Source organism: Sphingomonas sp. Leaf339 (assembly GCF_001426195.1).
Taxonomy (GTDB): Bacteria; Pseudomonadota; Alphaproteobacteria; order Sphingomonadales; family Sphingomonadaceae; genus Sphingomonas.
In genome coordinates this window covers 56,085-80,015 of the sequence record NZ_LMRS01000034.1, presented here as the reverse complement: position 1 = coordinate 80,015, position 23,931 = coordinate 56,085, and the positions used below count along the sequence as shown (strand labels likewise).

The window sequence follows — 23,931 nt, the reverse complement described above, 5'->3', positions numbered from 1 at the left end:
CTTTGCCGCGGCGCGGGGCTGGATGCCGTGCACCCCTCGCGTCGCGCACCCTTGCGGGCAGGCCCACCCCCGACCCCTCCCGCGAGCGGGAGTGGAGACGGCAACAATTGTTTTTGAAACGATCCGGGCTTTCCACGGAACGACGGGGCGACTGATACGCTGCGATATCGACCGGGTGGCGTAGGCCATCCTCCCGAGGGAGACGCGACGTGCAGGGAATGGACCAGATACTCGGATCGAGCGGCATGAACATCGATGCGCTGGCGACGCAATTCGGGATCAGCCCGGATCAGGCGCGATCGGCGTTGTCCACGCTGATACCGTCGGTGCTAGGCGGTTTTCAGAACCAGGCGGCGGCGGGTGATCCCGCCTCTGTCGCGGAAGCAGTCGGCACGGTCGATCAGCCGACGACGGATGCGGGCAACGATATTCTCGGCCGCATTTTCGGCAGCAAGGATGTGAGCCGGCAGGTCGCCGATCAGGCGGCCGGCGAGTCGGGCGTGTCGCAGACGATTCTGAAAGCGATGTTGCCGATCGTCGCGGCGATGGTCGCGCGGCATCTGGCGACCAGTGGCGGCGGTGCGGGCGGCAGCCTTGGCGGTATTCTGGCATCGGTGCTGGGTGGGGGCGCGGGCAATCACAATGCCGGCGCCGCCGCCGGCGGGCTTGGCGGCCTGGGTGGATTGGGTGGTCTGTTCGGCGGCAGTGGCGGCGGCAATCCGCTCGATGCGATACTGGGTAATCTTCGCCGCTGAGGGTGGGCTGGATATCTCGACGACGGGCCTTCTGGCATCGCCTAGGTCTGGACATACATCAGCGGTTTGGTGTCGCTAAAAACGAGACACTCGTTCGGCGCGCGGGGCGGCGCGCTTAGTAACAGGTGTACCGTTTGTTCGACCGATGCCGACTGGCCGGAAGGTCGTTTCCTCCAACGCGGGATCGGATCCGGCTCGGCCGCGACCTTCCGGTTGAGTGATTGCCCAGCCGCTTGCCGAGGGGTTGCAGAGCAGTCATGGCCCATGGTTCCCGGATCGCGTAGCATGAGCGGCAAGTGGGAGTCGTTGCCGTGGTTACACAATTGATCTACATGTCGGAGCCGTTCGGCTATGACGAAAATATACTCGCTACAATTCTCGCGACTGCACGCCGGAGAAACGAGCGGGACGGTATCACTGGCGCGTTGATCTGCCGCCACGACATCTATCTTCAGCTAATCGAAGGAGACGAGGGAGCGATTGACGCGCTGTTCGCCCGCATATTGGCTGACGACCGACATCTCGCGGTGACACTGCTCAGTCGAGTCGAGGTAGCTGACCGCCTCCTTCCGCAGTGGGCGATGCTACATGATCCAGCGCACACATGGCTTTGGACAGCCGAGGAGGTCGCCAGCGGCGCGGTTCGAGAGGCTACGCCAGAGGCGCTGCAACAGGTGTTTTTGCGTGCCGGTGCCGAAGCGGCCAGCAGTTGAACAGCGCGGCTTACTTGCCGTTGGGTTTCGACGGTCGAAGCTGAAAGTCGCCGACGTACTCAGCGGCGCTCCAGCGAATTGAGAGGCTCAGAATCTAGATGATCGAGGATACGCTTCAGTGCCGCGACATTGTTCGCGTCTTCTGCGCTCTCTAGTGCATCCAACAGTACGGCGCGGATATTGTCGGCATCGACCCGCTCCATTTCCCAATTCGGATACAGACGCTCGCGATTTTCCTCACCCCGTTCCAGCGTGACGATATCGTGGTGGCGCGGATCGCGATGAAGGTTCGCGATTAGAGTCTCGATTTGGGCCGCAGATCCTTCGACCCATTGAAAGAAGACACCGCTGCCAAAAACCAGCACCCCGGTGATCCCGCGTGCCAGATTACGACGTTGAGCCGCCTCGACGATACGGCCGACCTCGATTTCGTCGACCCCTTCGGCGGCACGACTGCAGTAGGCAAACGTATAAATGAGGGGGGCGTCGTCGTCGTCGATGTCAGCGCCGCGTGGAAAACCGGGTTCATCGAACATGGGCTGGCTCGCTTTGTGTGCCAGGCAGGCCATACCGCCGAGCGAATGAGGGTCTGGTTAGCGCATCGATCTGTTCGTGTAACTAGAGCGAGGAAAACCGGGGCGCGTGACTGGCAGTCACAGAAGGCTGACAAAGGGGGGATACGGGTTGCGACCCGGCCGGCCATAGGGAGATCAGCGACGGACGCGGCGTCCGGATCACCCCTTCCACTCGTCCGGCGGTCGGCCCGATGGCATGAACAAGTCGAAGCGGGCGTCGCGATCGCGCTTGGCGGCGCCGGCTTCCCATGCCGCCTGGCTCTCCGCGCGCTGGCGGTCCCATTCGCCGTTCGCCTTGCTGGCGGCGATCGCGGCGACGGCTTCGGCGATGGCGTCGCGCTGATCGGGCAGGTCGAGGGTCTGCCAGCACTCGTTGCCGGGCGCGGCATCGGTGGCGTCTTCGAAGTGGAAGGCATCGGTGAGTTCGATCGCGTCGGGGTGGTCGTCGGGCATCCGGCGGGCGGGGACGAAGGCGATGGCGGGATCGTCCGGCGCGGTGGTGACGCGGGCGCGGGCGGCGCAGGCGGTGAGGATGGCGGCGATCTGGTCCTGCGCGGCGTCGTCGAGGTCGAGGCCCTCGAACGCGGCGAGCAGGGTGTTGGCGGGTGGCGCGACGGGGGTGGCCCCCGCCTGCGGCGTGCGGGCGGGGCGGAAGCTGCCCGATTGTGGGCGGGCGCCATAGTGGCGCAGGATGAACATGATGAGGCGGTCGTTCTTGCGGCGGCGATATCCGATCAACTGGCCGCCGGCGATGACGGGGACGAGCTGGCCGTTGAGCGCGCGATCGAACGCCTCGTCCTTCAGGCGGAGGACGCCCATGTCGAGCGCGGCTTCCCAGGCGCGTGCGAAGCCCTCCGCGCCGGGCTGGCGGCGGAGGTAATAGGCGCTCTCGCTGCTCATGTTGACCTGCGCGGCGGCGCGGGTGACGGAGCCGGTATCGGCCAGCGCCTCGATGAAGGCGACCTGGCGGGCGGGTGTCCAGCCGTCGTGGCGGGGCTTGCGGCGGGGGACCGGATCAAAGGCCGGCAGTGAGGGGCGCTGGTCGCGCGGGGTCGGGGTGCGGTCTATCATGACCGCAGTGACTAACCTATCTGGTTGGCTGTAGGACAGGGGTGGCGCGGCGGTGCCTTAGCGGGCGGGCACCCAGCCGAGTTCGCCGCTGATCGCGGCGGCGATGTCGAGGACGCGGGGGGCAAGTGCGGCCATCGCGGCGTCGTCGAGATTCTGTGCGGCGGTGGCGACACTGATCGCGGCGACGATGCGGCCGGCGGCGTCGCGGATCGGCGCGGCGACGGAGCGGATCCGGTCCGGCGGGGGGCCTTGCTGGATGACGACGCCGGTGCGGACGTGTTCATGCATCCGCGCTTCCCAGCCGGGCGTGGTGTGGCGGTCGCCACCCTCCACGAACAGGCGGGCCCAGTTGGCGGGATCGTCATCCAGCATCAGCGCCTTGCCCATGCCGGTGTCGGGCAGGGCGCGACGATCGCCGGGGCGGGTCGAGACGCCGACATGCTCGCGGCCCGAATGCCGATCGAGATGCACCGAGAAGTCACCGTCGCGGCGGCCGAGGAAGATGCTCAGACCCTCCGTCATGACGAAGCGTTCGAAATAAGGGCGGCAGATGCTGAGGATGTTGACCTGCTCGGCGGCGCGCGAGGCGGCGTACATCAGGCGGGGGCCGAGGCGCAGCGTGCCGTCCGACCCGCGGCCGAGCATCTGGCGGGCGACGAGCGCGGCGATGAAACGCGCGGCGGTGGCGCGGGTGAGGCCGGTTTCGCGGATCACGTCGGCGGCGGTGATCGGGCGGAGCGCCACGAGTTCGAGGATGTCGAGACCGCGGAACAGCGTTTGCGCGCCGGCGGTCTCGCGCGCCAGCGGGTCCGCGGTCGTGATGTCGGGCGCGTCGTCTTCCAGTGCGGGGTCCAGCATGGCGTCCTCGCCAATCGGGGCGCGCGGAGGGCGGGTGGAGAGAGAGGAATTGGCCACGGTGGCAGTGCTCATAGCGCGAGCCGGGGCCGGCGCGCCATCGCAATGTCTCCGGTCCGGCCCGATCCGAGACAATTCGTCAGACGAAACCCAGTTTCCAGGCGGATCGGTTGTAGTTGCCCATGTTGGGCAGGACGGTGGGCAGGTCGGTGTCGGACACGCCGAACCAGCTGGCGAGGGTGGCGGCATATTGATCGACCGCGATGGTCGGGAGCAGGCGGCCCTGCCCGACATCGTCGGCGGTACCGTTGCCGATCGCGGGCGGTGTGCCATAGATGCGCTTGCCCCGCACCGCGCCGCCCATCGCGAAGTGCATCGACCCCCAGCCATGGTCCGATCCGTCGTCGTTGGATTGCAGGGTGCGGCCGAAATCCGACGCGGTGAAGCTGGTCACGCGGTCGGCGACGCCCAGCGCCACGGTGGTGTCGTAGAACGCCTTCATCCCGTCGGCGACCTTCGCCATGAGCCCCGGATGCTGCGCGACGAGGTTGTCGTGCAGGTCGAAGCCGCCGAGCGAGACGAAAAACACCTGCCGCTTCACGCCCAGTTCCGACGAGACGGAGATCAGGCGGGCGACCATCTTCAACTGGTCGGCGAGGCTGTTGCCGGTGGGGAACAGCGGGAAACTGGCGGCGGGGGCACCAGCCAAGGCACCGGCGACCTGCGCATAGGTGTCGAGCGCACGTTTCGAGACGCGGGCATGCTCGTCGCCGAGCAGGCTGCCGGGCGGGGCGGTCATCAGGGTGCGCAGCGTTGTGGCGGCGGCGGCGGAGCCGTACATCGTCTTCGCGTTGTTCAGCAGCGCGATCGGGCCGCCGGTGCCGACCGAATATTGCACGGCATTGCGGCCGGTCAGATACACCGCGTTGCCGCTGGCGTTGATGCAGGTCAGCGCGGCGGTGCCGTTGCCGTTCTGGAACACGTCGCCGATGCGGCCACCCCAGCCGGAGGTGGCACCTTCGGGACTGGATGCCTGGAAATAGCTTTGCTGGTCGTTGTGGCTGAACAGTTTGGGCGGCAGGCGGACCGAATTTGCCTGATACTGCGCCTTGGTGGTCGGCTGGACGAGGGTGCCGACGTTCAGGATGGAGGCGAGCTGGCCACCGGCGAACAGCGGCATCAGCGAGGTCATTGTCGGCGCCAGCGCGTATTGGCGACCGCCGGCCAGCGCCTCGGCCGGATTGAGCAGGGTTGCGGCGAGCGACTCGCGGGTGTGGGCGATGTTGCTGCGCGCGGCGCGATACTGGTCGTAGCTGGCCTGGTCGTAGGGGGTCAGCGTGTTGGCGTAGTCGTTGCCGCCGTACAGGAAGATGCAGACGAGCGCCTTGTAATCGGTGGCGGTGGCGGCCGCTGCCTCGCCGATCGCGCCGAGACTAGCGACGAAGGGCGCGGCGACGCCGGCCATCCCGAGGGCGGCGGACCGTTTCAGGAAGGCGCGGCGGGACTGGTCGTGATCGAAGCAGCTCATCACTTCACCATCAGGAATTCGGGGGCGGCGAGCGTCAGCATGATCGCGATCCCCACGCGGTTGGTCGGGCCGCCGGCGGCGGTGGCGGCCACGCTGTCGACCGCGAGACGAATGGCGGCGAGGGTGGTGGCGGACAACTGCCCGGCGGCGAGGAGCAGGTTCACCTCGTCCACCAGCGCGGCCGTGTCGGCGGCCTTCAGCAGGATGTCGGTGTAGTCCGCCTTGGCATCGCCCGCACCGTTGGCGACGAGGCCGTACATGTAATTGACGTAACCAACGACTGACTGTTCGTTGGTAATCTGGAATTCCGGCGCGACGAGGCCGGCGCTGGCGATCGCACTGGCGGGCGGGGAATAGCCGGGGCGGAAGAAGTTGAAGACGGTCTGGCTTCGGCCCATCGACTGGGCGAGCCGGGTCGACTGACTGCTGGTGTCGCCGAAGCTCCAGGCGTTGGAGGGCGAGGTGACGGAGAAGGCACGCGCCCAAGCGGTGAGGCGCATCACCGGCTCGCGCAGCTTCCCCGCCGTGGCAGTGGTGAGCGCGGTGTCGCTGCGCGCCTCGGTATCGAGCAGGATCGCGGTCACGACCGCCTTCATGTCGCCGCGCACGCCGCTGCCGTTGTCGGCGAACTTCGCGGCGACGCGGCCGACATAGGCGGGCGAGGGGTTGGAGGTGACGAGGCGCTGGATCAGTTGTTTCGACACGAAGGGCGGCACATTGGGATGGGCGAAGATCGCATCGAGCGCGGTCTTGATGGCGGCCATGCCGCCGCCCGACGCGCCGGTGCTGAGGAAGCTGGCGCTGCCCGTTTCGTTGATCGCGGCGTTCATCACCAGCGGCTGGCGGTAACGATCGGGCGTGGTGCTGACGTTGGTGGCCAGCGACAGGCCGGTGAAGACGCGGGCGAGGCCGGCGACATCGGCCTGCGTATAGGTGCCGGGCGGGTTCGAGCCGCCCTTCACGCTGCCATCCATGTTCAATTGATAGAGGCCGAGCGTGAACAACTGCATCAGTTCACGTGCATAATTCTCGTCGGGGGCCGCGCCGGTCGTCGCGTTCGCCTTGCGGTTGCCGAGGAAGGTGAGGAACGATCCCATCGCCGCGCTGGTCGTGATCGCATCCATCAGCGTGCGGTAATTACCGAAGGCATTGTCGAGCAGGAGGTCGACATAGGCGGCGGCCGCGAACTGTTTCCAATTGAGGTTCACCGCATCGATGCCGACGACCAGCATATCCAGCAACGCCATGCCGACGCGCTGACGCAACTGGTCCGGCTCGACGATCAGTTGCCGCCACATGGTGGTGTCGAAGCCGGCGGTGTTGTTGATGTTGCCGGTAACGTTGTAGCCGTTGGCGACCAGCCAGTCCCAGTGCGTGGTCGCGCGGGGCAGGGCGAATTGCGCGGTGATCCACGCCTCATATCCCTTGTCGATCACGTCGGCGATCGTCGCCTTGGTCGCGCCCATCGTCGATTGCGCGAGGAAGCGGCTGGCCTGTGCCGAGGTCGGGGCGGTGCGGACGACGACGACCGGGGCAGGTGCGGCGGTGCCGGCATCGGCGGTACTGCCGCCGCCGCCGCCACTGCCACAGGCGGCGAGGAATAGCGCTGGGATCAGGACGGCGGTGGAGGGGGCGGATGCGTCGGCGGACGGCGGTGCCGGAATGATGGCATCGTCGCCGGTATCGACACCGACGTGGATCGTCGTCTGGTCCTGATCGTACGACACGTCCGCTTCCCCCGCCATCGCTTGCTCCGGCCCCTGACCCCCCGGCGCCTGCATGGATCGGCCATCACGATAGACGGAAAGAGGTTAAGGAAATGCTGGAATTGGTAAGGCGGGCGGAGGGCGCCGTGCCGCTGGTCGCGATGATCGGGCGGTTGGGCGCGGCGTTCGAAGCAGGAGGTTCGCGCGCAGACATTGATGCTAGCCACGTCGCTGCTTAGCAAATTCACGTTCACGAAAATGGCCGCCGGTCTTTCGACCGACGGCCTTTCGCCTCACCTGACGGTGGGACCGGTCAGGCGAAGGAAACGGTGGTCTTGCGGCGGCGGACGCGGGTGGCGGCGCCGACCATGCCGAAGCCGACGAGCATCATCGCCCAGGTTGCCGGTTCCGGCACGGCGCTGACCGTGTTGACGGTCAGGCCGGCGAGCTTGAAGCCGTCGACCAGGCAATCGGGGTTGAGCTGGGCGGCGCTGATCATCCAGAGATTGCCGGTGACGGCGCCCAGGTTGAGCGTGCGCGTGCCGCTGGTGGTGCCGCTGGAGGCGGCGGTGCCGGTCAGATAGCTGTTGAACGCGCTCTGCGTAGTGCCGTTCAACGGCAGCGACTGGTCCCAGGCGCCGGTGGTCGACCCCCAGCCGATCGTGGCGTCGGCATCGGGTGAGCCGCCGTCGATGCTGAACGTGTTCAGGGCGGCGGACTTCAACGTCACCGGCTGGCTGAACTGCAGCAGCACGAAATCGGTACGGCCCGCATTGTCGATCGTGTGCGTCGCGTTGCTGGCGCTGTCGCCCGGCGAGACGACGCCGAGGCCGGCGGAGTAGCTGGTCAGCTGCGATGCGCCGACGACATTATAGCCGAGGCCATAGGTGAAGCCCCAGAACGACCCGGTCGCCTGTGCGAGGTTCCAGCCGGTCGCCTTCATCGACAGCGTTTCCGCGCCAGTCTTGGCGGTATAGGTCATCGAATTGCCGGTCGTGCCCGTGCTGCCGGTACCGGCCTTGGTCGTGTCGAAAACGAAAGTCGTCGCGTTCGCCGAGGTTGCGGCAAAGAAGACGCTAGCTGCGAGGCTGATCTTGAGAAGCTTGTTCATGATTTATCGTCCCACCGATGTTGTGAGATGCTGATCTCAACTTTGGCGGATCGACACAATCGGGTAGCGCAACGGGATTATCCCGGTGTGATACGGAAAATGGTTAACTGCGGAGGCTGTTAACTGTTTGACGGGGTGGTCGATGCATTATGGTGGTTAACGCTGCAGGGGTGCGGCATTCGACGCCTGACATCATTGGTGTCAGGCAACGGATTTTTGTTTGCGTGCCGTTCTATTGTGCCGATCCCCGTGGTGCCGGCGAATCGAGAGCCGCTGGATCGGGCCGATGAGGGTTGTTCCATCGGCGCGGCTGGGGTGTATCGGAACGTGGGCAACAAATGCTCCCGTCAGGAGAGATATGGATACAGCGTCGGCAGCGACTTCGACGACGGCGATCGGCCCGGAGAAGAGCCATTATGTCGTCCTCGACGGCCTGCGCGGTGTGGCCGCGCTGATGGTCGTCATGTTCCATACCTTCGAAGCATAAGCCGATGGCGATGCGACGAAGCAGATCATCAATCACGGATATCTGGCGGTCGATTTCTTCTTCCTGCTGTCGGGATTCGTCATCGCCTATGCCTATGACGATCGCTGGGGCCGGATGGGTCAGGTTGAGTTCTACAAGCGGCGCCTGATCCGGTTGCAGCCGATGGTGGTGCTGGGCAGCGTGATCGGCGCTGCGCTGTTCTATGTTCAGGCGGGTGCGTTCTTTCCGAAGATCGCCGAGACACCGGTGTGGCAGATGCTGTTCGTCATGCTGCTGGGGTTCACGCTACTCCCGTTGCCGACCGCCTTCGACATTCGTGGTTGGGACGAGATGCATCCTCTGAACGGGCCGGCATGGTCGCTGTTCTTCGAGTATATCGCGAACATCGGTTACGCCGTGGTCTTCCGGAAATTGTCGCGCCGGGTGTTGGGCGTTCTGGTGGTGCTGGCGGCGAGCATGCTGGTCGATATCGCGCTGCGGGGAGAGCGCCGCGATCTGATCGGTGGCTGGTCGCTCGATCCGGCGGGGCTGCATATCGGTTTCGCCCGCGTGGCGTATCCTTTTCTGGCGGGCATGTTGCTGATGCGGATCGGCAAGCGGATCAGGACCAGACATGGCTTTGCCATCAGCAGCCTGTTGCTGATCGCGGCGCTGGCGTTGCCGCGCATGGGAGCGACGCCGCATCACTAGAGCAATGGGCTGTACGACGCGGCGTGCGTGATCTTACTGTTTCCGCTGATCGTCGCGATCGGGGCGGGTGAAAAGCGGGTTGACGGGCTTTAGCGTGCGTATCGCTCGCTTCTTCGGCGATCTGTCGTTCCCCTTGTACATCACGCACTATCCGCTGATCTACGTCTATACGGCCTGGGTGGTCGACAATCGCATCCCGCCGGCGCGCGGGGCGATATGGGGCTTAGCCTTGGTGCGGGCGGCGGTGGCGATCGCCTATGCCAGCCTGAAACTCTATGATGAACCGGTACGGCGCTGGCTTGCGTCACGGTTCCTGACGAGAGGCGTGCGATAACCGTGGATCGGCGGATATCCACATAACGAAAAACGCCCGAACGGCTGACCGTTCGAGCGTTTTTGCAAAACCACCATCGAACCACCCGCCCCCGTGAGGGCGGGCAGCGATCGATCAGCGCTTCGAGAACTGGAAGCTGCGGCGTGCCTTGGCGCGGCCGTACTTCTTACGCTCCACGGTGCGGCTGTCGCGGGTCAGGAAGCCGGCGGCCTTGACGGGCGCGCGCAGGATCGGCTCGTAACGCGTGATCGCCTGGCTGATGCCATGCTTCACGGCGCCGGCCTGGCCCGACAGGCCACCACCCTTGACGGTGCAGATGACGTCATACTGGCCCTCGCGCTCGGCGATGCCGAACACCTGGTTGATGACGAGACGCAGGGTCGGGCGGGCGAAATACACTTCCTGATCACGACCGTTGATCGTGATCTTACCCGAACCCGGCTTCAGCCAGACGCGGGCGACGGCGTCCTTACGACGACCGGTCGCATAGGCGCGACCGAGGCTGTCGATGATCTGCTCACGCAAAGGGGCGGGCTCGCGTGCCGGGCCGTTGTCGCCGACCTGGCCGTTGATCTCGACCGGGGCGGCATCGGGGTTGGCAGCGGCGGCAGCCTGCTGGTTCAGCGCCGAACCCAGATCGGCGAGGGACTGGCGGTTGTCGGACATTATGCGCCCACCTTGTTCTTGCGGCTCATGCCGGCGATGTCGAGAGCCTCGGGGTTCTGGGCGGTGTGCGGATGCTCGGTGCCCTTGAAGATGCGGAGGTTACGCATCTGGTCACGGCCTAGGGGACCGCGCGGGATCATGCGCTCGACGGCCTTTTCCAGCACGCGCTCCGGGAAGCGGCCTTCGAGGACCTTGGCGGCGGTGACGCCCTTGATGCCGCCGGCATAACCGGTGTGCTTGTAATAGATCTTCTTCGCGGCCTTGTTGCCGGTGAAGCGGATCTTGTCGGCGTTGATGACGACGACGTTGTCGCCGCAATCGACGTGCGGGGTGAACGACGTCTTGTGCTTGCCGCGCAGGACGTTGGCAATCACCACGGCAGCGCGACCGACCACCAGGTCGGTGGCGTCAACGATATGCCACTTCTTTTCCACTTCGTGCGGCTTGACCGACTTGGTGGTCTTCATGAGCGCCTTCATGGGCGAGACCTTTCAAAACAGTAACGCGCCGTTCCTGATGCGGAACGACGCGGACGGGCGGCTAATGATGAAGCGGCGTCAGAAAGTCAACAATTCAGCGGTATTCCTGACGGGTATTATCATACCCGAGGCTTGGCGACGCCGATCCGGTGGGCTGCGACGATGGTAGCGATCAGCAACAATGCCGCGTTCGCCTGGTGCGCGACGGCGATGTCGATCAGCACGCCGGTCATCAGCGTGGCGACGCCCAGGAATATCTGCAGCGTGACGAGGCCGACGACGACGAAGCCGCTGCGCGACCCGCGCCGGGTGGCGCGTACCGCCAGCCAGAACATCGCGGCGGCTACCGCGAAGGCGAACCAGCGGTGGATGAACTGGACGACGACAGGGTTGTCGATTGCGTTGCTCCAGCCCGGCGTCAACATGGTGACGCCCGCGGGAAAGAAGCTGTCGCCCATCAGCGGCCAGCTGGCAAAGGCATAGCCGGCATCGAGCCCGGCGGTGAAGGCCCCCCAGACGATCTGGACGAACAACAGGCCAATTGCCAACGCCGCCGCGCCGCCGAGTCGGGCGGGGACGGCTAGCCGGTCACGGTGTAGTTGCATCAGGTCGAGCGCGGTCCAGACGATGCCGGCAAGGATCACCAGCGCGGTGATGAGATGCGCGGCGAGGCGGAGATGGCTGACGTCGGTACGCGCCGACAAGCCGGACGCGACCATCCACCAGCCGATCGCGCCCTGAAAGCCACCGAGCGCCAGCAACGCGAACAGGCGAACGCCATATCCGGCCGGAATGCGGCGGCGGATCGCGAACCACAGAAGGGGGAGGGCGAAGGCGAGGCCAATAACCCGGCCCAGCAGACGGTGGGCGTATTCCCAAAAGAAGATCGCCTTGAACCCGGCCAGCGTCATGCCGCGGTTGAACGCGGCATATTCGGGAATCTGCTTGTAGCGGTCGAATTCCGCCTGCCACGCAATCTGGTTCAGCGGCGGCACGATGCCGCTGATCGGTTGCCAGCGGGTGATCGACAGGCCCGATTCGGTAAGGCGGGTGATGCCGCCGACGACGACCATCGCGACGATCAGGGCGGCCACGGCGAACAGCCACCGCGCGACCGCCCGTGGCCGGGCGTGGGACATGAAGGCGGCGCTGGGCAGGAGCATGACCCTATTTACGTACGGCCACCCGTTGCGGCAATGCCGCCCCAGTAGTTTTCGACGGGTATCGCGCCCCGATCGATGACATCGGCCGCTGCGATTGACCACCAATCATCGTCCATCGCGATGACGCGTTTCCGATGCAGTTCGAGGGCGGCTTTCGTGCGGCGGCCAACGGTTTCAGGCGTAAGGCGTTCCTTGTCCGCCAGCCCGGCACGGCGTTCGGGTGGAGTAGACTGGTGGTCAAGATTTAACGGTATTTAACTGCAATGTGATGTTGTAACCTTTCGCTGGCCGGTTTATATGATTGTGTGTGACCAATGCGCTTTCCCTCTCACGCCGCTTGCCGGGGCTGGATCGTGTCGCGATCGCCCTGTCGGGGTTGTGCGTGGTGCATTGTCTGGCGACGACCGTGCTGCTGGCGCTGATGTCGGCGGCGGGCGGGATGCTGGTCGATCCGATCTTTCATGAAGTCGGGTTGTCGTTGGCGATCCTGATGGGGGCGATCGCACTCGGTCGCGGCATCATGCAGCATGGATATGCCATGCCGGCGTCGATGGGCGCGTTCGGCCTGGGGATCATGGCGGGGGCGATGCACCTGCCGCATGATTCGTCGGGCGGCGAGGCGCTCTGGACGATCATCGGTGTTGGTCTGTTGGCATTCGGCCACGATCTGAACCGCCGGGCCGGCTGCTGAGGCGAGTAGGCTTGCATGCCGGGCATCGCTTGCCGGGCAACCGCTCACGCCCTATTTGTTAACAATGGCCAACGCGCACCTTCATCACGAGCCGCAAGGTCCCGATCTTCCCGCCGCTGCGCAGGCAGCTCTGGAGAAGGCGGGCGAGCAATGGACGGCGATGCGGGCCAGTGTGTTCCGGTCGCTGGCGCAGTTCGAAAAGCCGGCCTCCGCCTATGACATTGCCGATGCGGTGTCGAAGAGCGAGGGGCGCCGGGTCGCGGCGAACAGCGTGTACCGGATACTCGACCTGTTCGTCGGCGCCAATCTGGCGCGGCGGGTGGAAAGCGCCAACGCGTATGTGGCCAACACCCATCCGGGATGCCTGCACGACTGCATCTTCCTGGTGTGCGATTCGTGCGGGCAGACGACGCATCTGGACGATGACCGTATCACGCGCGGCGTGCGCCATGCGGCCGAGGCAGCGGGATTCGCGCCGGTGCGGCCGGTGATCGAGGTGCGTGGGAAATGCGCCGATTGCGACTGATCGGGCAATCGACACTATCGCGGTGTGGTAGTAAGCCCGTCCAATGGTTGATCTTCCCCTAACGCCGCTGCTCGATACCGTTGATACGCCCGACGCGCTCCGCCAACTGAAGCCCGAACAGCTTCGGCAGTTGGCCGATGAACTCCGCGCCGAGACGATCTCGGCGGTCGGCACTACCGGCGGTCATCTGGGATCGGGGCTTGGCGTGGTCGAGCTGACCACCGCGATCCATTATGTGTTCGATACGCCACGCGACCGCCTGGTCTGGGACGTCGGCCATCAATGCTATCCGCACAAGATCCTGACCGGGCGGCGCGACCGCATCCGGACGTTACGGCAGGGCGGCGGTTTGTCAGGTTTCACCAAGCGTAGCGAGAGCGAATACGACCCGTTCGGCGCGGCGCATTCGTCGACCTCGATATCGGCCGCGCTGGGTTTCGCGATCGCCAACAAGCTGGCGGGGACGCCGGGCAAAGGCATTGCGGTGATCGGCGACGGCGCGATGTCGGCGGGCATGGCGTACGAGGCGATGAACAACGCCGAGCACGCGGGCAACCGGCTGGTCGTGATCCTGAACGACAACGACATGTCGATCGCGCCGCCGGTGGGCGGCCTTTCCGCCTATCTGTCGCGAATCGTGACGAGCCGCGAATTCCTGAGCGTGCGCGAGATGATGAAGAAACTCGCGCGCAAACTGCCACGGCCATTTCACACCGCCGCGCGCAAGACGGACGAGTTCGCGCGCGGGATGACGATGGGCGGCACGTTGTTCGAGGAGCTTGGATTCTATTATGTCGGGCCGATCGACGGGCATAATCTCGATCATCTGATCCCGGTGCTGGAAAATGTGCGGGATGCGGAGGAAGGCCCGATCCTGGTCCATGTCGTGACCAAGAAGGGCAAGGGATACGCTCCGGCCGAGGCGGCGGCGGACAAATATCACGGCGTCCAGAAGTTCGACGTCATCACCGGCACGCAGGCCAAGGCCCCACCGGGGCCGCCGCAATACCAGAACGTGTTCGGGCAGGCGCTGTGCGACGAGGCGGCCGAGGACGATCGCATCTGCGCGATTACTGCGGCGATGCCGTCCGGCACCGGGCTCGACAAGTTTGCGGCGGCCTATCCCGATCGCTTCTTCGACGTGGGCATCGCCGAACAGCATGGCGTGACCTTTGCCGCCGGTCTGGCGGCGCAGGGTATGCGGCCATTCTGCGCGATCTATTCGACGTTCCTGCAGCGGGCGTACGATCAGGTGGTGCATGACGTCGCGATCCAGAACCTACCGGTGCGCTTCGCGATCGACCGGGCGGGGCTGGTCGGCGCGGACGGTGCGACGCATGCCGGTTCGTTCGACGTCACCTATCTGGCGACGCTACCCAATTTCGTCGTGATGGCCGCCGCCGACGAAGCGGAGCTGGTGCACATGACGCACACCTGCGCGCAGCATGATAGCGGCCCGATCGCGGTGCGGTATCCGCGCGGCAACGGGACCGGGGTGGACCTGCCTGCCGCGCCCGAGCTGCTGGAGATCGGCAAGGGGCGGATGGTGCGTGAGGGCAAGACGGTGGCGATCCTGTCGCTCGGCACCCGACTGACCGAAGCATTGAAGGCGGCGGACCTGCTGGAGGCCAAGGGTCTGTCGACCAGCGTTGCCGACCTGCGTTTCGCCAAGCCGCTCGACGAGGCGCTGATCCGCCGGTTGCTGACGACGCACGAGGTCGCGGTGACGATCGAGGAAGGTGCAGTCGGCGGGTTCGGCGCGCATGTGCTGACGCTGGCGTCGGACGAGGGGCTGACCGATGGCGGGCTGAAGATCCGCACGATGCGGTTGCCCGACACGTTCCAGGATCAGGACAAGCCGGATGTGCAATATGCGCAGGCCGGGCTGGATGCGGACGCGATCGTGACGACGGTGCTGACGGCGCTCAGGCACAACAGCGCGTCGGTGCCGGAGGGGGCGCGGGCCTGAGGATGTGAGGGAGGATGGGTGAGCGTGGCTGAAGCCTGATTGGTTCGGGCAATTCTCGATCTGTCGCTTCTTAAGTTTGCCTGTTTATCCATCCGTCATTCCGGCGAAAGCCGGGACTCATGGACAGGGAACATCGGCATCCGTCACAACCGCTATCCAAGTGCGCCGCGACCATGGGTCCCGGCTTTCGCCGGAATGACGGATCGGGGAGTGACGACGGTGTGCGGGTGATGACGGTGTGCGGGTGATGACGGTGCCGGCCGTTTCCCTGCCCGCGCCGAGCAGGGAAACGGACTGAGCACCCTCAGTCGATATCGTCGTGACCGTAGCCATGGCCGACGGTCAGGCGCACGCCGGTGTCGGTGCCGCCCTTGCCACCTTCCCACCAATAGGGCCGGCGCTGGCGGGTGCCGGTGCTGACCTCGTTCAGGGTGGCGGCGTCGTACAGGCGGCCGCCGAGCATCACCTGCGCGACCTTGTCGCTGTTGCGGATGTCGGTGGTGGGATCGGCGTTCAGCACCACGAGATCGGCTAGCTTGCCGGGCTCCAGTGAACCAACGTCCTTTGCATAGCCCAGCGAGGTGGCGGCGGCGATCGTGCCGGCGCGGAGTGCCTCGATGGGGGTGAAGCCGCCGCGGACGAAGCTCCACAATTCCCAATGTGCGCCGAGGCCCGATTGCTGCCCATGCGCGCCGATCGCGACGGGCACCCCCTTGTCGGCCAGCTTCTTCGCCTCACGCGCCGTGGCGCCGTCGACATAATCCTCCTCTGGCGCGATCTCGCGGCGAGCATTCTGGGCGGCGAGGAGCGCGGGCGGGGCGTGGCGGCTGAGGAGCGGATGGCGCCACACGTCGCTATGCGCACGCCAATATGGATCGCCGGCCGGCCCGCCATAGGCCACCACCAAGGTTGGCGTGTAGCCCACCGTCGTCTGCGACCACAGGCTGACGACGTCGGCGTAGAAATGTTCGAGCGGGACATTGTGTTCGACGGTGGCGTTGCCGTCCTGCACCAGGCTCATGTCGAGGGTGAACAGCGAGCCGCCCTCAGGCACGACCTCCATGTTCTCGGCTTGCGCGGCAGCGACGACCATCTGGCGCTGTTCGCGGCGGGGCTGGTTGTAGTTCTTGACGCTGTGGGCACCCTGCGCCTTCAGCCGGCGGATGACGGCGAGCGCGTCTTCGTACTTGTCGATCTGCGCGTACACGTCGGGCGCCTTGGCGCCATAGACGATCTCGCCGGTCGAGAAGGTGCGCGGGGCAAGCACCATGCCGGCCTGTTGCATTTCGGCGGCGGGGAAGATTTCCGCCGAGCGCGAGGAGGGATCGTGGATGGTGGTGGTGCCGAGCGCGAGGTTCGCCATCGCCGACCAGTTTTGTTGCGGGACCAACTCGTCATCGCCCTGCGGTCCGTGCGCGTGCGCATCGACCAGGCCGGGGATAATTGTCTTGCCGGTGACGTCGATCGTCTTCGCGCCGGTCGGGATCGTGACCGTGGCGCGCGGGCCGACCGCTACGATCCGGTCGCCGCGGATCAGGATCGTGGCGTCGTCGATGATGCCGCCGTCGCCTTTCGCCATCGTGACGACGCGCGCGCCGGTAAGGGCGACGGTGGCGGTCGGCTTGTCGGCGGCGATGTCCATCGACAGCGATGTGCCAGTGCGCGGGGGCGTGAACTTCGGCGCTTCCTCACCGGCCGGCAACGGCTGATTGCGGAACAGGGCGGCGGTATCGGCGGTGTAGAGGGTGGGGCCGGCACTCCAGTGAACCTGGCGACCGTCGTTCGACCAGTTGATGAAGTCCGCGCCGTCGCCGCTGACGCGGGTGACGGGCAGGGGGCCGCCCTTCGCATCCGTTTCCACCGACTGGCGGCCGGGGATCAGCGGCATCACGAACGCTTCGTAATTCTGGCGGAAGGCGACGTAATCGCCGGCGGGGGAAATCTGGTAGTCGTTGACCAGTTCGCCCGCGGCATGGACGCGGCGGTCCTGTCCGGTCAGGTCGGTGCTGACGAGCTGGCGCTTGTCCTTTTCGGTCGCCATCAGGAAGACGCGGTCGTTGGACGCGCCAAATTGCGGGGAGGCGACGTCATTGGCGATACGGATCGGCGCGCCGCCGCTGGTGGCGACGCGGTAGGCGCCGCTGCCGGGATTGCCGCGCGCCGCGGTCAGGCCGCCGCCCTCGCCCTGTTCGAACACGATGATCTTGCCGTCCGGCGAGAAGCGCGGACGGCGATAGTTGCCCGCCACGGTCGTCACGGTGCGCGGGCTGCCGCCGGTGGAGGAGATGGTGCGGATCTGGCCGAGGCCGGCATCGGTCCAGCCGACGAACACGATCTGGCGGCCGTCGCGCGACCAGCTGGGGAACAATTCCAGTTCGTCGGTGCTGCGCGTCAGGCGCTTGGCGGTGCCGCCGGCGGCAGGCTTCGTCCACAGCTTGCCTAGCGTTTCGAAGACGATGGTGCGGCCGTCGGGCGATACGGTGGCCCAGCGCGGCATCTTGGTGGCGAAGCGATCGGGGGCGACGGCGACCTGCGGATGGACGGCATCCACGATCACGCGGGTATCGTCGATCCGAAACGGGATGATCGCGGCGCTCGACCCGTCCGGCGCGACGCGCCGCAGCTTGCCGCCCGCCCAGAAGACGATGGCGCCGTCGCCCGGCGTCCACGCCATGTCGGGATAGACGCCGGTGACGGCCCATGTTTCCTGCACGTCACGGTCGAGCGGACCATAGACAACGCGCTCGACGCCGGTGGCGAGGTCCTTCACCCACAGCTTGCTGACGTTGTTTTCGCGCCGGACGAAGGCGATCCGCTTGCCGTCGCGCGACGGTGTCGGGCGGACCGAGCCGCCGACCCCGGACACGGCGGTCGTCACCTCACCCGTGTCGATGTCGTAGCGTTCGATGTCGAACAGGTCTTGCCTGGAGTTTTGCGCGTATTCGAAGATCGGGCCGGGAGAGATATTGCGGGTGTAGAAGATGCTCTTGCCATCAGGGGCGTAGATGGGTTCGCCCAGTTCCTTTTGCAGAACTTCGCTGGCGCGCTTGACCAGTTGCACGCCGCCGCCGCCGGAAACATGATAGAGCCAGATTTCGCCGGTGCCGAGCGAGCGGCCGGTGGTGAAATGCTTCTTGGCCGCGATGAAGCGGCCATCGGGGCTCCAGGTCGGCTGGTTGAGGAGACGGAAATCCTCCTTCGTCACCTGGCGCTTGTCGGTGCCGTCGACGTTCATCACCCAGATATTGTCGCCGCCGCCGCGATCGGAGGTGAAGGCGATCCGCTGGCCATCGGGCGAAAAGCGCGGCTGATGTTCGAAGGCGAGGCCGTCGGCGATCCGCGTCGGCGTGCCGCCCGCGATCGGCATGGTGTAGAGGTCGCCGAGCAGGTCGAACGCGATCAGGCGACCGTCGGGCGAGACATCGACATTCATCCAGCTTCCCTGGTCGACCTGCAGGCGCACTTCGCGCGTTTTCAGGCCGCGGGGATTGGAGACGTCCCACACCGGCGGCTTTGCGGCGGTTGCTGTGGCGGGGGGCATGCTCGCGGCGGGGATGGGCGCCGGCAAGGCGGACGGGGCGGTTACCGGCGGCGGCGCGGTCGCCTGATCCTCGGGCGCCTGCGTCTGTTCGACAGGCTTGGCGGGCGACGGCGGCGTTTGAGCGGCAAGCTCGCCGGCGACGAGGCAAAGAGCGATGGCGGTCAGTGCGCGGTGCTTCACGGTGATGATATCCCCTTGTTGCGCGCAGGTTTAACCGATCGCGCGCCGGGGTCTATCGATTATGCGGCATCCTGACGGCCGATCTCCTTCCCCTCGACGATGCTGCTCGCCATCGTCGGCCAGTCGGCCGAGAACCAGGCGCCGGGGTCCGCCGCGCTGATCGCGTCGGCGTTGCTCTGGTCGTTGCTGAGGATGATGTCCTCATAAGGAATGAACCGGGTATCGACGGTCGAATAGAAGGTGCGGAAGGCGGGGCCGAGTCCGTCGCGAACGGCGGGCATCGTCACCGCTAGGCGCGTGCTGCGGAACCTGACGAGCTTGCCGACCGGATAGACGCCCAACTGACGCATGAACCGGAACAGAAGGTCGGGGTCGAACTCTCCAATCGATGCCTCCATCGCGGCGATTGCCGCCATCGGCGACAGTCCCTTCCGATCGGGATGAATCGAGGTGAGCGTGTCATAGACGTTGCAGATGCTGGCCATCCGCGTTGCCCGACTGATCGCATCTCCCTTTAATCTGAACGGATATCCTGTGCCATCGGGCCGCTCGTGATGATGCAGGGCCACGTCGAGCGCGACGGGCGGCACATCGCTGGCCTGCGACAGCATGACGTGACCATGGGTGGTATGCCGTCGTATCTCGGCGATCTCCGCCGCCGTGAGTGGGCTGGCGGTAAACAGGATAGCGTCAGGCACGGCGGTCTTGCCGAGATCGTGCAGCAGACCGGCCATGCCGAGTTCGCGGACGACCTTTGCCGGCTCGCCCAGTTCCTGTGCCAGGCTGATCATCAGGGCGCAGACGGCGACCGAATGGGTGTAGGTGTAATCGTCCTTTGCCTTCAGTCGTGTCACGCTGATGAACGCGGACAGATCGTGCACCAGCACATCGGCGATGTCGTCGACGGTCGACAGGATGTCGGCGGTATCGATGGTCCGGCCGAGCCGGCAGTCATCGAACAACGATTTGACCACGCTGGTCGAACGCTGGGCCAGATCGACCACGCGTTTTTGCCCGGCGCGGCCGAACCGGCCGGCGGGGGGAGTGAGGGGCCGGGCCGCAGGCGGCGGCGCGATATCGCATCCCCTGGCGGTGTCGATCATGACCGCGACTTCGCTGGCCCGGATCTTGGCGAGATCGTCCAGTGACGAGATCAGGAATTTTGCTTTCCAGAACGGATGCGACAGCCAGTTGCCGCCGAACGACTGGACATACATGCCAAGCGTCGCGTCTTGCGCGCGGATCGATTTCAGCATGACGGAGTGCCGGCATGGATATTGAGACAAACTGCAGAAGGGATCGACCGACCTGGTCGTTTGGTCGGCATGGGGCGATTGCCGTTAGTAACTCCTGACATCGCCGGTCTCCCACTATCAAGGTTCATCATAGGAAACGACCGGGTTTTCCGGTCGATGGGTCGGTGTTTATCGCCCATCGGGCCTATCCGGTCTTCGATAGTCGTTGCGGCAGGAGGGCAATGTCATCCTGTTGAACCGGAGTTATTTTTGGCGCGGGCGGAAAGACGCGGGTCGCAGGCGACAATCTGGTTTCGACCATCTCCGCCGAGGGGAAGGCGACCGGGGCTGGTGCGACGTCGAGCCGGGCCGACCACAGGCGTTGCAGCATCGCCAGCGCGACCGACAGCGTCGACGGACGCTCACCGGTGTTGATCATACGGCCGGTGAATAACGCCACGATCAGACGGTCGCGAAGCTGTTCCGACTGGAAATCGAAGGCGACACCGATGCGGCGATCGGCCCGGCGGACGATGCCGCGTACGATCCCGACATCCGGCACGACCACCTGCACTCGCTCGCCGATTGTGAAGTCGCCGGTCGCGGCGATATCGAGGCCGAGGCCCGAAAGGGAGATGTCGCCGCGCGAGGAGGTGACGATCGCGCCGCGCTCCCCCAGGATCGAGACCGGCTGGATGATGGGGAAGCGTTCCTCGCCGCGCATCCGGGGGCGTTCAAGGCACATCATCGCGACCAGCAACAGCAGGATCATGTTGATCGCCGACCAAAAGGCGACGGCGCCAACGAGGCTGCCATCCTCGACGATCCGGTGATCGGGCGACATGTTGATCGCGATGCCGGCGGCGGTCAGGCCGATCAGGGTGATCGCGGCGATCAGGATCGCCTTTTGCCAGCTTTCGCTGCCGGCGTTCGCGCCCTTTGGCGTCACCTTGAAGATCAGGCCTTTTGGACGGAACAGCGCCTGCAACGCCACGGGCAGTATGCGGAAGGTCTGGAACATACCGAGGATCTGCGCCGCCAGCGGATAATAGAGCCGTGGCGCAAGCAGGGTGATGCCGCCGACCAGCGCGATCAGGGCGGGGACGAGGTAATAGATCAACGCGTTCACATCGACGCCGGTCATCGGGACCAAGCCCAGCAGCAGGAACATGATTGGCGTGATGATCGTGAAGACCGATTGCAATCCTTGCGTGATCCACGCGGTCGGCAGAAACATGAAGCGATAGTGCAGCTTCAGTCCTGGCCCCAGCGGCCCAAGTTTCAGGTGCATGATCTAGATCGCGCCCTGTGCCCATCGCTGACGCCGGACGAAGAAGGCGGCCGTGCTTTCTGGCGCGAGGCCGAAGGCAAGAGGTTCGTTGAGATAGCGAGTGATATAGCCACGGCGCAGACTAGACAGCGTCAGCAGCATATCCTCAGTGATCGACCCATCAGGTAGGCCGCCGCCGATTTCGTCAAAGAGCGCACGGCGGGTGACTGAATTGGAGCCGCAGCAGAACGCGGCGTCCCAGCCATCGCGGCCAGGCATGATCCCTTCGAAGAAGAACCGTTGGTCGTCGGGCATCGCCTGTTCCAGGCCGAGATTGGCCTGCATCGGATCGTGATTGTAGAAGCTGTGCGGGATCTAGACGATGCCGATGCGCGCGTCCTCGAAGAAGCCCATCGTGCGCATCAGGAAATCGCGACGCGGCACGAAATCGGCATCGAACACGGTGACGAATGGTGCCTGCGTTTGAGTGAGGGCGTGGTTGATATTGCCCGCCTTCGCCCCGCGATTATTGTCGCGGGTGATGTAACCGGCGCCCTTGGCCGCACATAGATCATGGACCCATTGCCGGCGCCCGTCGTCCAGCACCCAGATGCGCGCGTCCGGCCATTCGAGCGACAGGGTGCCGACGATCGTCTTTTCCAACACTTCGCGTGGTTCGTTGTAGGTGGTGATGAAGACATCGACCGGGGGCAGCAGCGACGCGTCGGTAGCCCATGACGCGCGTAGACGGCGCTCGCCGGCGTCCGCTTCCCGCGACCGATCAGTCGGTCGCGACAGCAGGATGAGCAAGATCCCAGCATCGAACAGCGCCGCCAGTTCGACCGTGAGACAGGTCAGCGGCCACCAAAGCTTGGCAGCACCGCTGTGCCAGTCGATCGTGTCGGTCAGCCGCCAGATGAGGTAGTGGCCGACAGCGACCACGACCGTCAGAATGATGCCGGGGCGGGAATACCGGATCTTGCCGAAGAGCAGCAGACAGCCGAGCAGCAGGCACAGCGGCGCGATGACGGTACTGCCGGGCATGGACGTGCTCAGAACCGGCGGTTGAAGCGGACCTCGGCCATGCGGCCGACGTCGCAATTGCGGCCGGTATCGGGCTGGCCCGCGCCGGGCGGTGGCAGGGCGACATCGACGATCACCTCGCGCGCGGCGGGCAGCGACAGGGTGGCGGCGGCGAGCAGGTCTTGCCGGCGGCGGCCCGCCGCGCCGGTGATGTTGACGACATGACCCTTTAGCCACTCGCCGGAGCCGATCAGCCGGATGTCGGCCTCGCTGTGCGGGGCCACCGCCTCTGCCTTGCGCTCGGGCAGCGACACCTGGACGAAGCGACGGCGGCAATCGAGCAGGTCGAGGATCGGCGCGCCTTCGCCGATCGCGGTGCCGGTGCTGGCGAGCGTCGCCCAGACCAGCGTGCCTGCGGGGGCGACATATTGTGCACGGGCGAGGGCATCCTTCAGGCGCAGGCCGGTGTCGCGGCGTTCGGCAGTGGCGTCGCTCAGCATGCGTTCGATCGCCTGTCGCTGGAGCAGGACGCGATCGGCCTGCTGCACCGCATAGGGCGCCTCGTTATAGCCATCGCCCAGGAAGACGCCCGAGCGCGCGGCCGACCGGGTGATGGCCAGCGAATGGATGCCGGCCTCCGCGCTCTGGCACTCGTTGTCCTTGATGGCGCTGGCGGTATCGGCTTTTTGCATGGCGGCGGCCGCCATGAAGCCCTGTTCGGTCAGTTTCTGTACGCGACTGCGGGTAACGGCGAGCTCTGCGCGCTCCGCGCGGCAACTGCGCAGCGTCGACTGAGCCGCTTCGTAATCGTGGGCGAGGCGGGCGTTCATCGTGGTTGAGAAGATCGAGGCGCGGTGGCGGAGGTCGCTTCCCTGCGCGGACAATTCGGCCAGTTGCCGAACGGCGAGGTCGATCTGTGCCTGTGCCAGATCGGCCTTGGCGCGCAGATCAGCGATCTGGCCGGTGTTCTGCGACAGTGCGACCAGCGTGATCGCGGTCGGCCTTGGAAAATAGCGACCGTCGTTCGGCAGCCGCGATACGGTGCCGTTCGTCGCCGAGGTCAGCCGGATCAGCGGCGCGTTGATCGACGCCTGAGTCGAGACGTCGTTGAACACATAGGGGGCGAATCCCCAGGCGCTGGTGGCAAATAGCGAGCCGACCAAGATGAGCCGTGCGACGCGTGATCGGGCAATGGTTTGAAATTTTATCATGCGAATTCCGTATGCTACGGCCTGATACTATTCTAAATGGTTGTATAGGATAGACGCGTTACCATCACGTTATCGACGGTGACGGGTCGCCATCCACGGCGGAACGCGGCTACATTAGCCCCTCAGCGTGGATCAACCGGTCAGGGCGAAGC

General features: G+C 65.5%; 23 protein-coding genes. 8 read left to right on the top strand and 15 right to left on the bottom strand.

Annotated features, from left to right (window positions below; translation table 11 throughout):
• Positions 1 to 218 precede the first annotated feature (218 nt).
• Together ASG67_RS12835 and ASG67_RS12830 are read left to right on the top strand one after the other, a co-directional pair.
• Positions 219 to 755 (top strand): DUF937 domain-containing protein, encoded by a 537-nt coding sequence (locus tag ASG67_RS12835; RefSeq protein WP_056530847.1) that lies wholly within the window; start codon positions 219 to 221, stop codon positions 753 to 755.
• Positions 756 to 1,051: 296 nt separating this feature from the next.
• The gene (locus ASG67_RS12830; RefSeq protein WP_235535199.1) at positions 1,052 to 1,468 is read left to right on the top strand and encodes a BLUF domain-containing protein; all 417 of its coding nucleotides are present in this window, start codon (positions 1,052 to 1,054) and stop codon (positions 1,466 to 1,468) included.
• Between the two features lie 59 nt (positions 1,469 to 1,527).
• Here the strand turns inward: ASG67_RS12830 and ASG67_RS12825 are convergent, their stop codons facing one another.
• The 6 genes from ASG67_RS12825 to ASG67_RS19545 form a co-directional block, all read right to left on the bottom strand.
• The gene (locus ASG67_RS12825) at positions 1,528 to 2,004 is read right to left on the bottom strand and encodes a BLUF domain-containing protein (RefSeq protein WP_056531408.1); all 477 of its coding nucleotides are present in this window, start codon (positions 2,002 to 2,004) and stop codon (positions 1,528 to 1,530) included.
• A 198-nt stretch (positions 2,005 to 2,202) separates the two neighbouring features.
• Complete coding sequence (locus ASG67_RS12820; protein WP_056530846.1) at positions 2,203 to 3,114, bottom strand: hypothetical protein; 912 nt, start codon at positions 3,112 to 3,114, stop codon at positions 2,203 to 2,205.
• Positions 3,115 to 3,171: 57 nt separating this feature from the next.
• On the bottom strand, positions 3,172 to 4,044 hold the full coding sequence (locus ASG67_RS12815) for an IclR family transcriptional regulator (protein WP_162244357.1): 873 nt from the start codon (positions 4,042 to 4,044) through the stop codon (positions 3,172 to 3,174).
• A 64-nt stretch (positions 4,045 to 4,108) separates the two neighbouring features.
• Complete coding sequence (locus ASG67_RS12810) at positions 4,109 to 5,497, bottom strand: DUF1501 domain-containing protein (RefSeq protein WP_056530839.1); 1,389 nt, start codon at positions 5,495 to 5,497, stop codon at positions 4,109 to 4,111.
• Entirely contained in the window at positions 5,497 to 7,242 is a 1,746-nt protein-coding gene (locus ASG67_RS12805; RefSeq protein WP_235535198.1) for a DUF1800 domain-containing protein, read from the bottom strand. Before ASG67_RS12805 ends, ASG67_RS12810 begins: the two co-directional genes overlap by 1 nt.
• A 274-nt stretch (positions 7,243 to 7,516) precedes the next feature.
• On the bottom strand, positions 7,517 to 8,314 hold the full coding sequence (locus tag ASG67_RS19545) for a PEPxxWA-CTERM sorting domain-containing protein (RefSeq protein ID WP_056530836.1): 798 nt from the start codon (positions 8,312 to 8,314) through the stop codon (positions 7,517 to 7,519).
• A 358-nt stretch (positions 8,315 to 8,672) separates the two neighbouring features.
• Here ASG67_RS19545 and ASG67_RS19720 point away from each other — a divergent pair, with 358 nt between their 5' ends.
• The 3 genes from ASG67_RS19720 to ASG67_RS19230 all read left to right on the top strand — a co-directional run bounded on the left by ASG67_RS19720 (position 8,673) and on the right by ASG67_RS19230 (position 9,825).
• Positions 8,673 to 8,801, top strand: a complete 129-nt coding sequence (locus tag ASG67_RS19720) for a hypothetical protein (protein WP_268796294.1) — start codon at positions 8,673 to 8,675, stop codon at positions 8,799 to 8,801.
• 24 nt (positions 8,802 to 8,825) lie between these two features.
• Positions 8,826 to 9,491: an acyltransferase family protein gene (locus ASG67_RS19235; RefSeq protein ID WP_200940804.1), complete on the top strand. Its 666-nt coding sequence runs from the start codon at positions 8,826 to 8,828 to the stop codon at positions 9,489 to 9,491.
• Positions 9,492 to 9,585: 94 nt separating this feature from the next.
• The gene (locus ASG67_RS19230) at positions 9,586 to 9,825 is read left to right on the top strand and encodes a hypothetical protein (RefSeq protein WP_200940795.1); all 240 of its coding nucleotides are present in this window, start codon (positions 9,586 to 9,588) and stop codon (positions 9,823 to 9,825) included.
• Between the two features lie 114 nt (positions 9,826 to 9,939).
• Here the strand turns inward: ASG67_RS19230 and rpsI are convergent, their stop codons facing one another.
• The 3 genes from rpsI to ASG67_RS12780 form a co-directional block, all read right to left on the bottom strand.
• The gene (gene rpsI, locus ASG67_RS12790; RefSeq protein ID WP_082543511.1) at positions 9,940 to 10,491 is read right to left on the bottom strand and encodes a 30S ribosomal protein S9; all 552 of its coding nucleotides are present in this window, start codon (positions 10,489 to 10,491) and stop codon (positions 9,940 to 9,942) included.
• A complete protein-coding gene (gene rplM / locus ASG67_RS12785; protein WP_082543510.1) occupies positions 10,491 to 10,970 on the bottom strand; it encodes a 50S ribosomal protein L13 in 480 nt (159 codons plus the stop codon). Before rplM ends, rpsI begins: the two co-directional genes overlap by 1 nt.
• Positions 10,971 to 11,089: 119 nt before the next feature.
• Positions 11,090 to 12,133: a COX15/CtaA family protein gene (locus tag ASG67_RS12780; RefSeq protein ID WP_235535197.1), complete on the bottom strand. Its 1,044-nt coding sequence runs from the start codon at positions 12,131 to 12,133 to the stop codon at positions 11,090 to 11,092.
• 307 nt (positions 12,134 to 12,440) lie between these two features.
• Here ASG67_RS12780 and ASG67_RS12775 point away from each other — a divergent pair, with 307 nt between their 5' ends.
• The 3 genes from ASG67_RS12775 to dxs all read left to right on the top strand — a co-directional run bounded on the left by ASG67_RS12775 (position 12,441) and on the right by dxs (position 15,319).
• Complete coding sequence (locus tag ASG67_RS12775; protein WP_056530833.1) at positions 12,441 to 12,824, top strand: MerC domain-containing protein; 384 nt, start codon at positions 12,441 to 12,443, stop codon at positions 12,822 to 12,824.
• A 64-nt stretch (positions 12,825 to 12,888) separates the two neighbouring features.
• Positions 12,889 to 13,350, top strand: a complete 462-nt coding sequence (locus ASG67_RS12770) for a Fur family transcriptional regulator (protein ID WP_056530830.1) — start codon at positions 12,889 to 12,891, stop codon at positions 13,348 to 13,350.
• A gap of 43 nt (positions 13,351 to 13,393) precedes the next feature.
• Positions 13,394 to 15,319 carry a 1-deoxy-D-xylulose-5-phosphate synthase gene (gene dxs / locus ASG67_RS12765; RefSeq protein WP_056530827.1) on the top strand — a complete coding sequence of 642 codons (1,926 nt, stop codon included), beginning with the start codon at positions 13,394 to 13,396 and terminating at the stop codon, positions 15,317 to 15,319.
• A 304-nt stretch (positions 15,320 to 15,623) separates the two neighbouring features.
• Here dxs and ASG67_RS12760 read toward each other — a convergent pair whose 3' ends face one another.
• The 6 genes from ASG67_RS12760 to ASG67_RS12735 form a co-directional block, all read right to left on the bottom strand.
• Entirely contained in the window at positions 15,624 to 19,040 is a 3,417-nt protein-coding gene (locus ASG67_RS12760) for an amidohydrolase family protein (protein ID WP_056530824.1), read from the bottom strand.
• Positions 19,041 to 19,099: 59 nt separating this feature from the next.
• Positions 19,100 to 20,296 (bottom strand): HD-GYP domain-containing protein, encoded by a 1,197-nt coding sequence (locus ASG67_RS12755; protein ID WP_056530821.1) that lies wholly within the window; start codon positions 20,294 to 20,296, stop codon positions 19,100 to 19,102.
• Between the two features lie 184 nt (positions 20,297 to 20,480).
• Positions 20,481 to 21,566: a PilZ domain-containing protein gene (locus ASG67_RS12750; RefSeq protein WP_056530818.1), complete on the bottom strand. Its 1,086-nt coding sequence runs from the start codon at positions 21,564 to 21,566 to the stop codon at positions 20,481 to 20,483.
• 3 nt (positions 21,567 to 21,569) lie between these two features.
• Positions 21,570 to 21,890, bottom strand: coding sequence for a glycosyltransferase family 2 protein (locus ASG67_RS19860; protein WP_056530815.1), 321 nt, complete (start codon positions 21,888 to 21,890; stop codon positions 21,570 to 21,572).
• A 30-nt stretch (positions 21,891 to 21,920) separates the two neighbouring features.
• Entirely contained in the window at positions 21,921 to 22,589 is a 669-nt protein-coding gene (locus ASG67_RS12740; protein ID WP_056530812.1) for a glycosyltransferase, read from the bottom strand.
• Between the two features lie 8 nt (positions 22,590 to 22,597).
• Positions 22,598 to 23,779: an HlyD family efflux transporter periplasmic adaptor subunit gene (locus ASG67_RS12735; protein ID WP_056530809.1), complete on the bottom strand. Its 1,182-nt coding sequence runs from the start codon at positions 23,777 to 23,779 to the stop codon at positions 22,598 to 22,600.
• Positions 23,780 to 23,931: the final 152 nt, after the last annotated feature.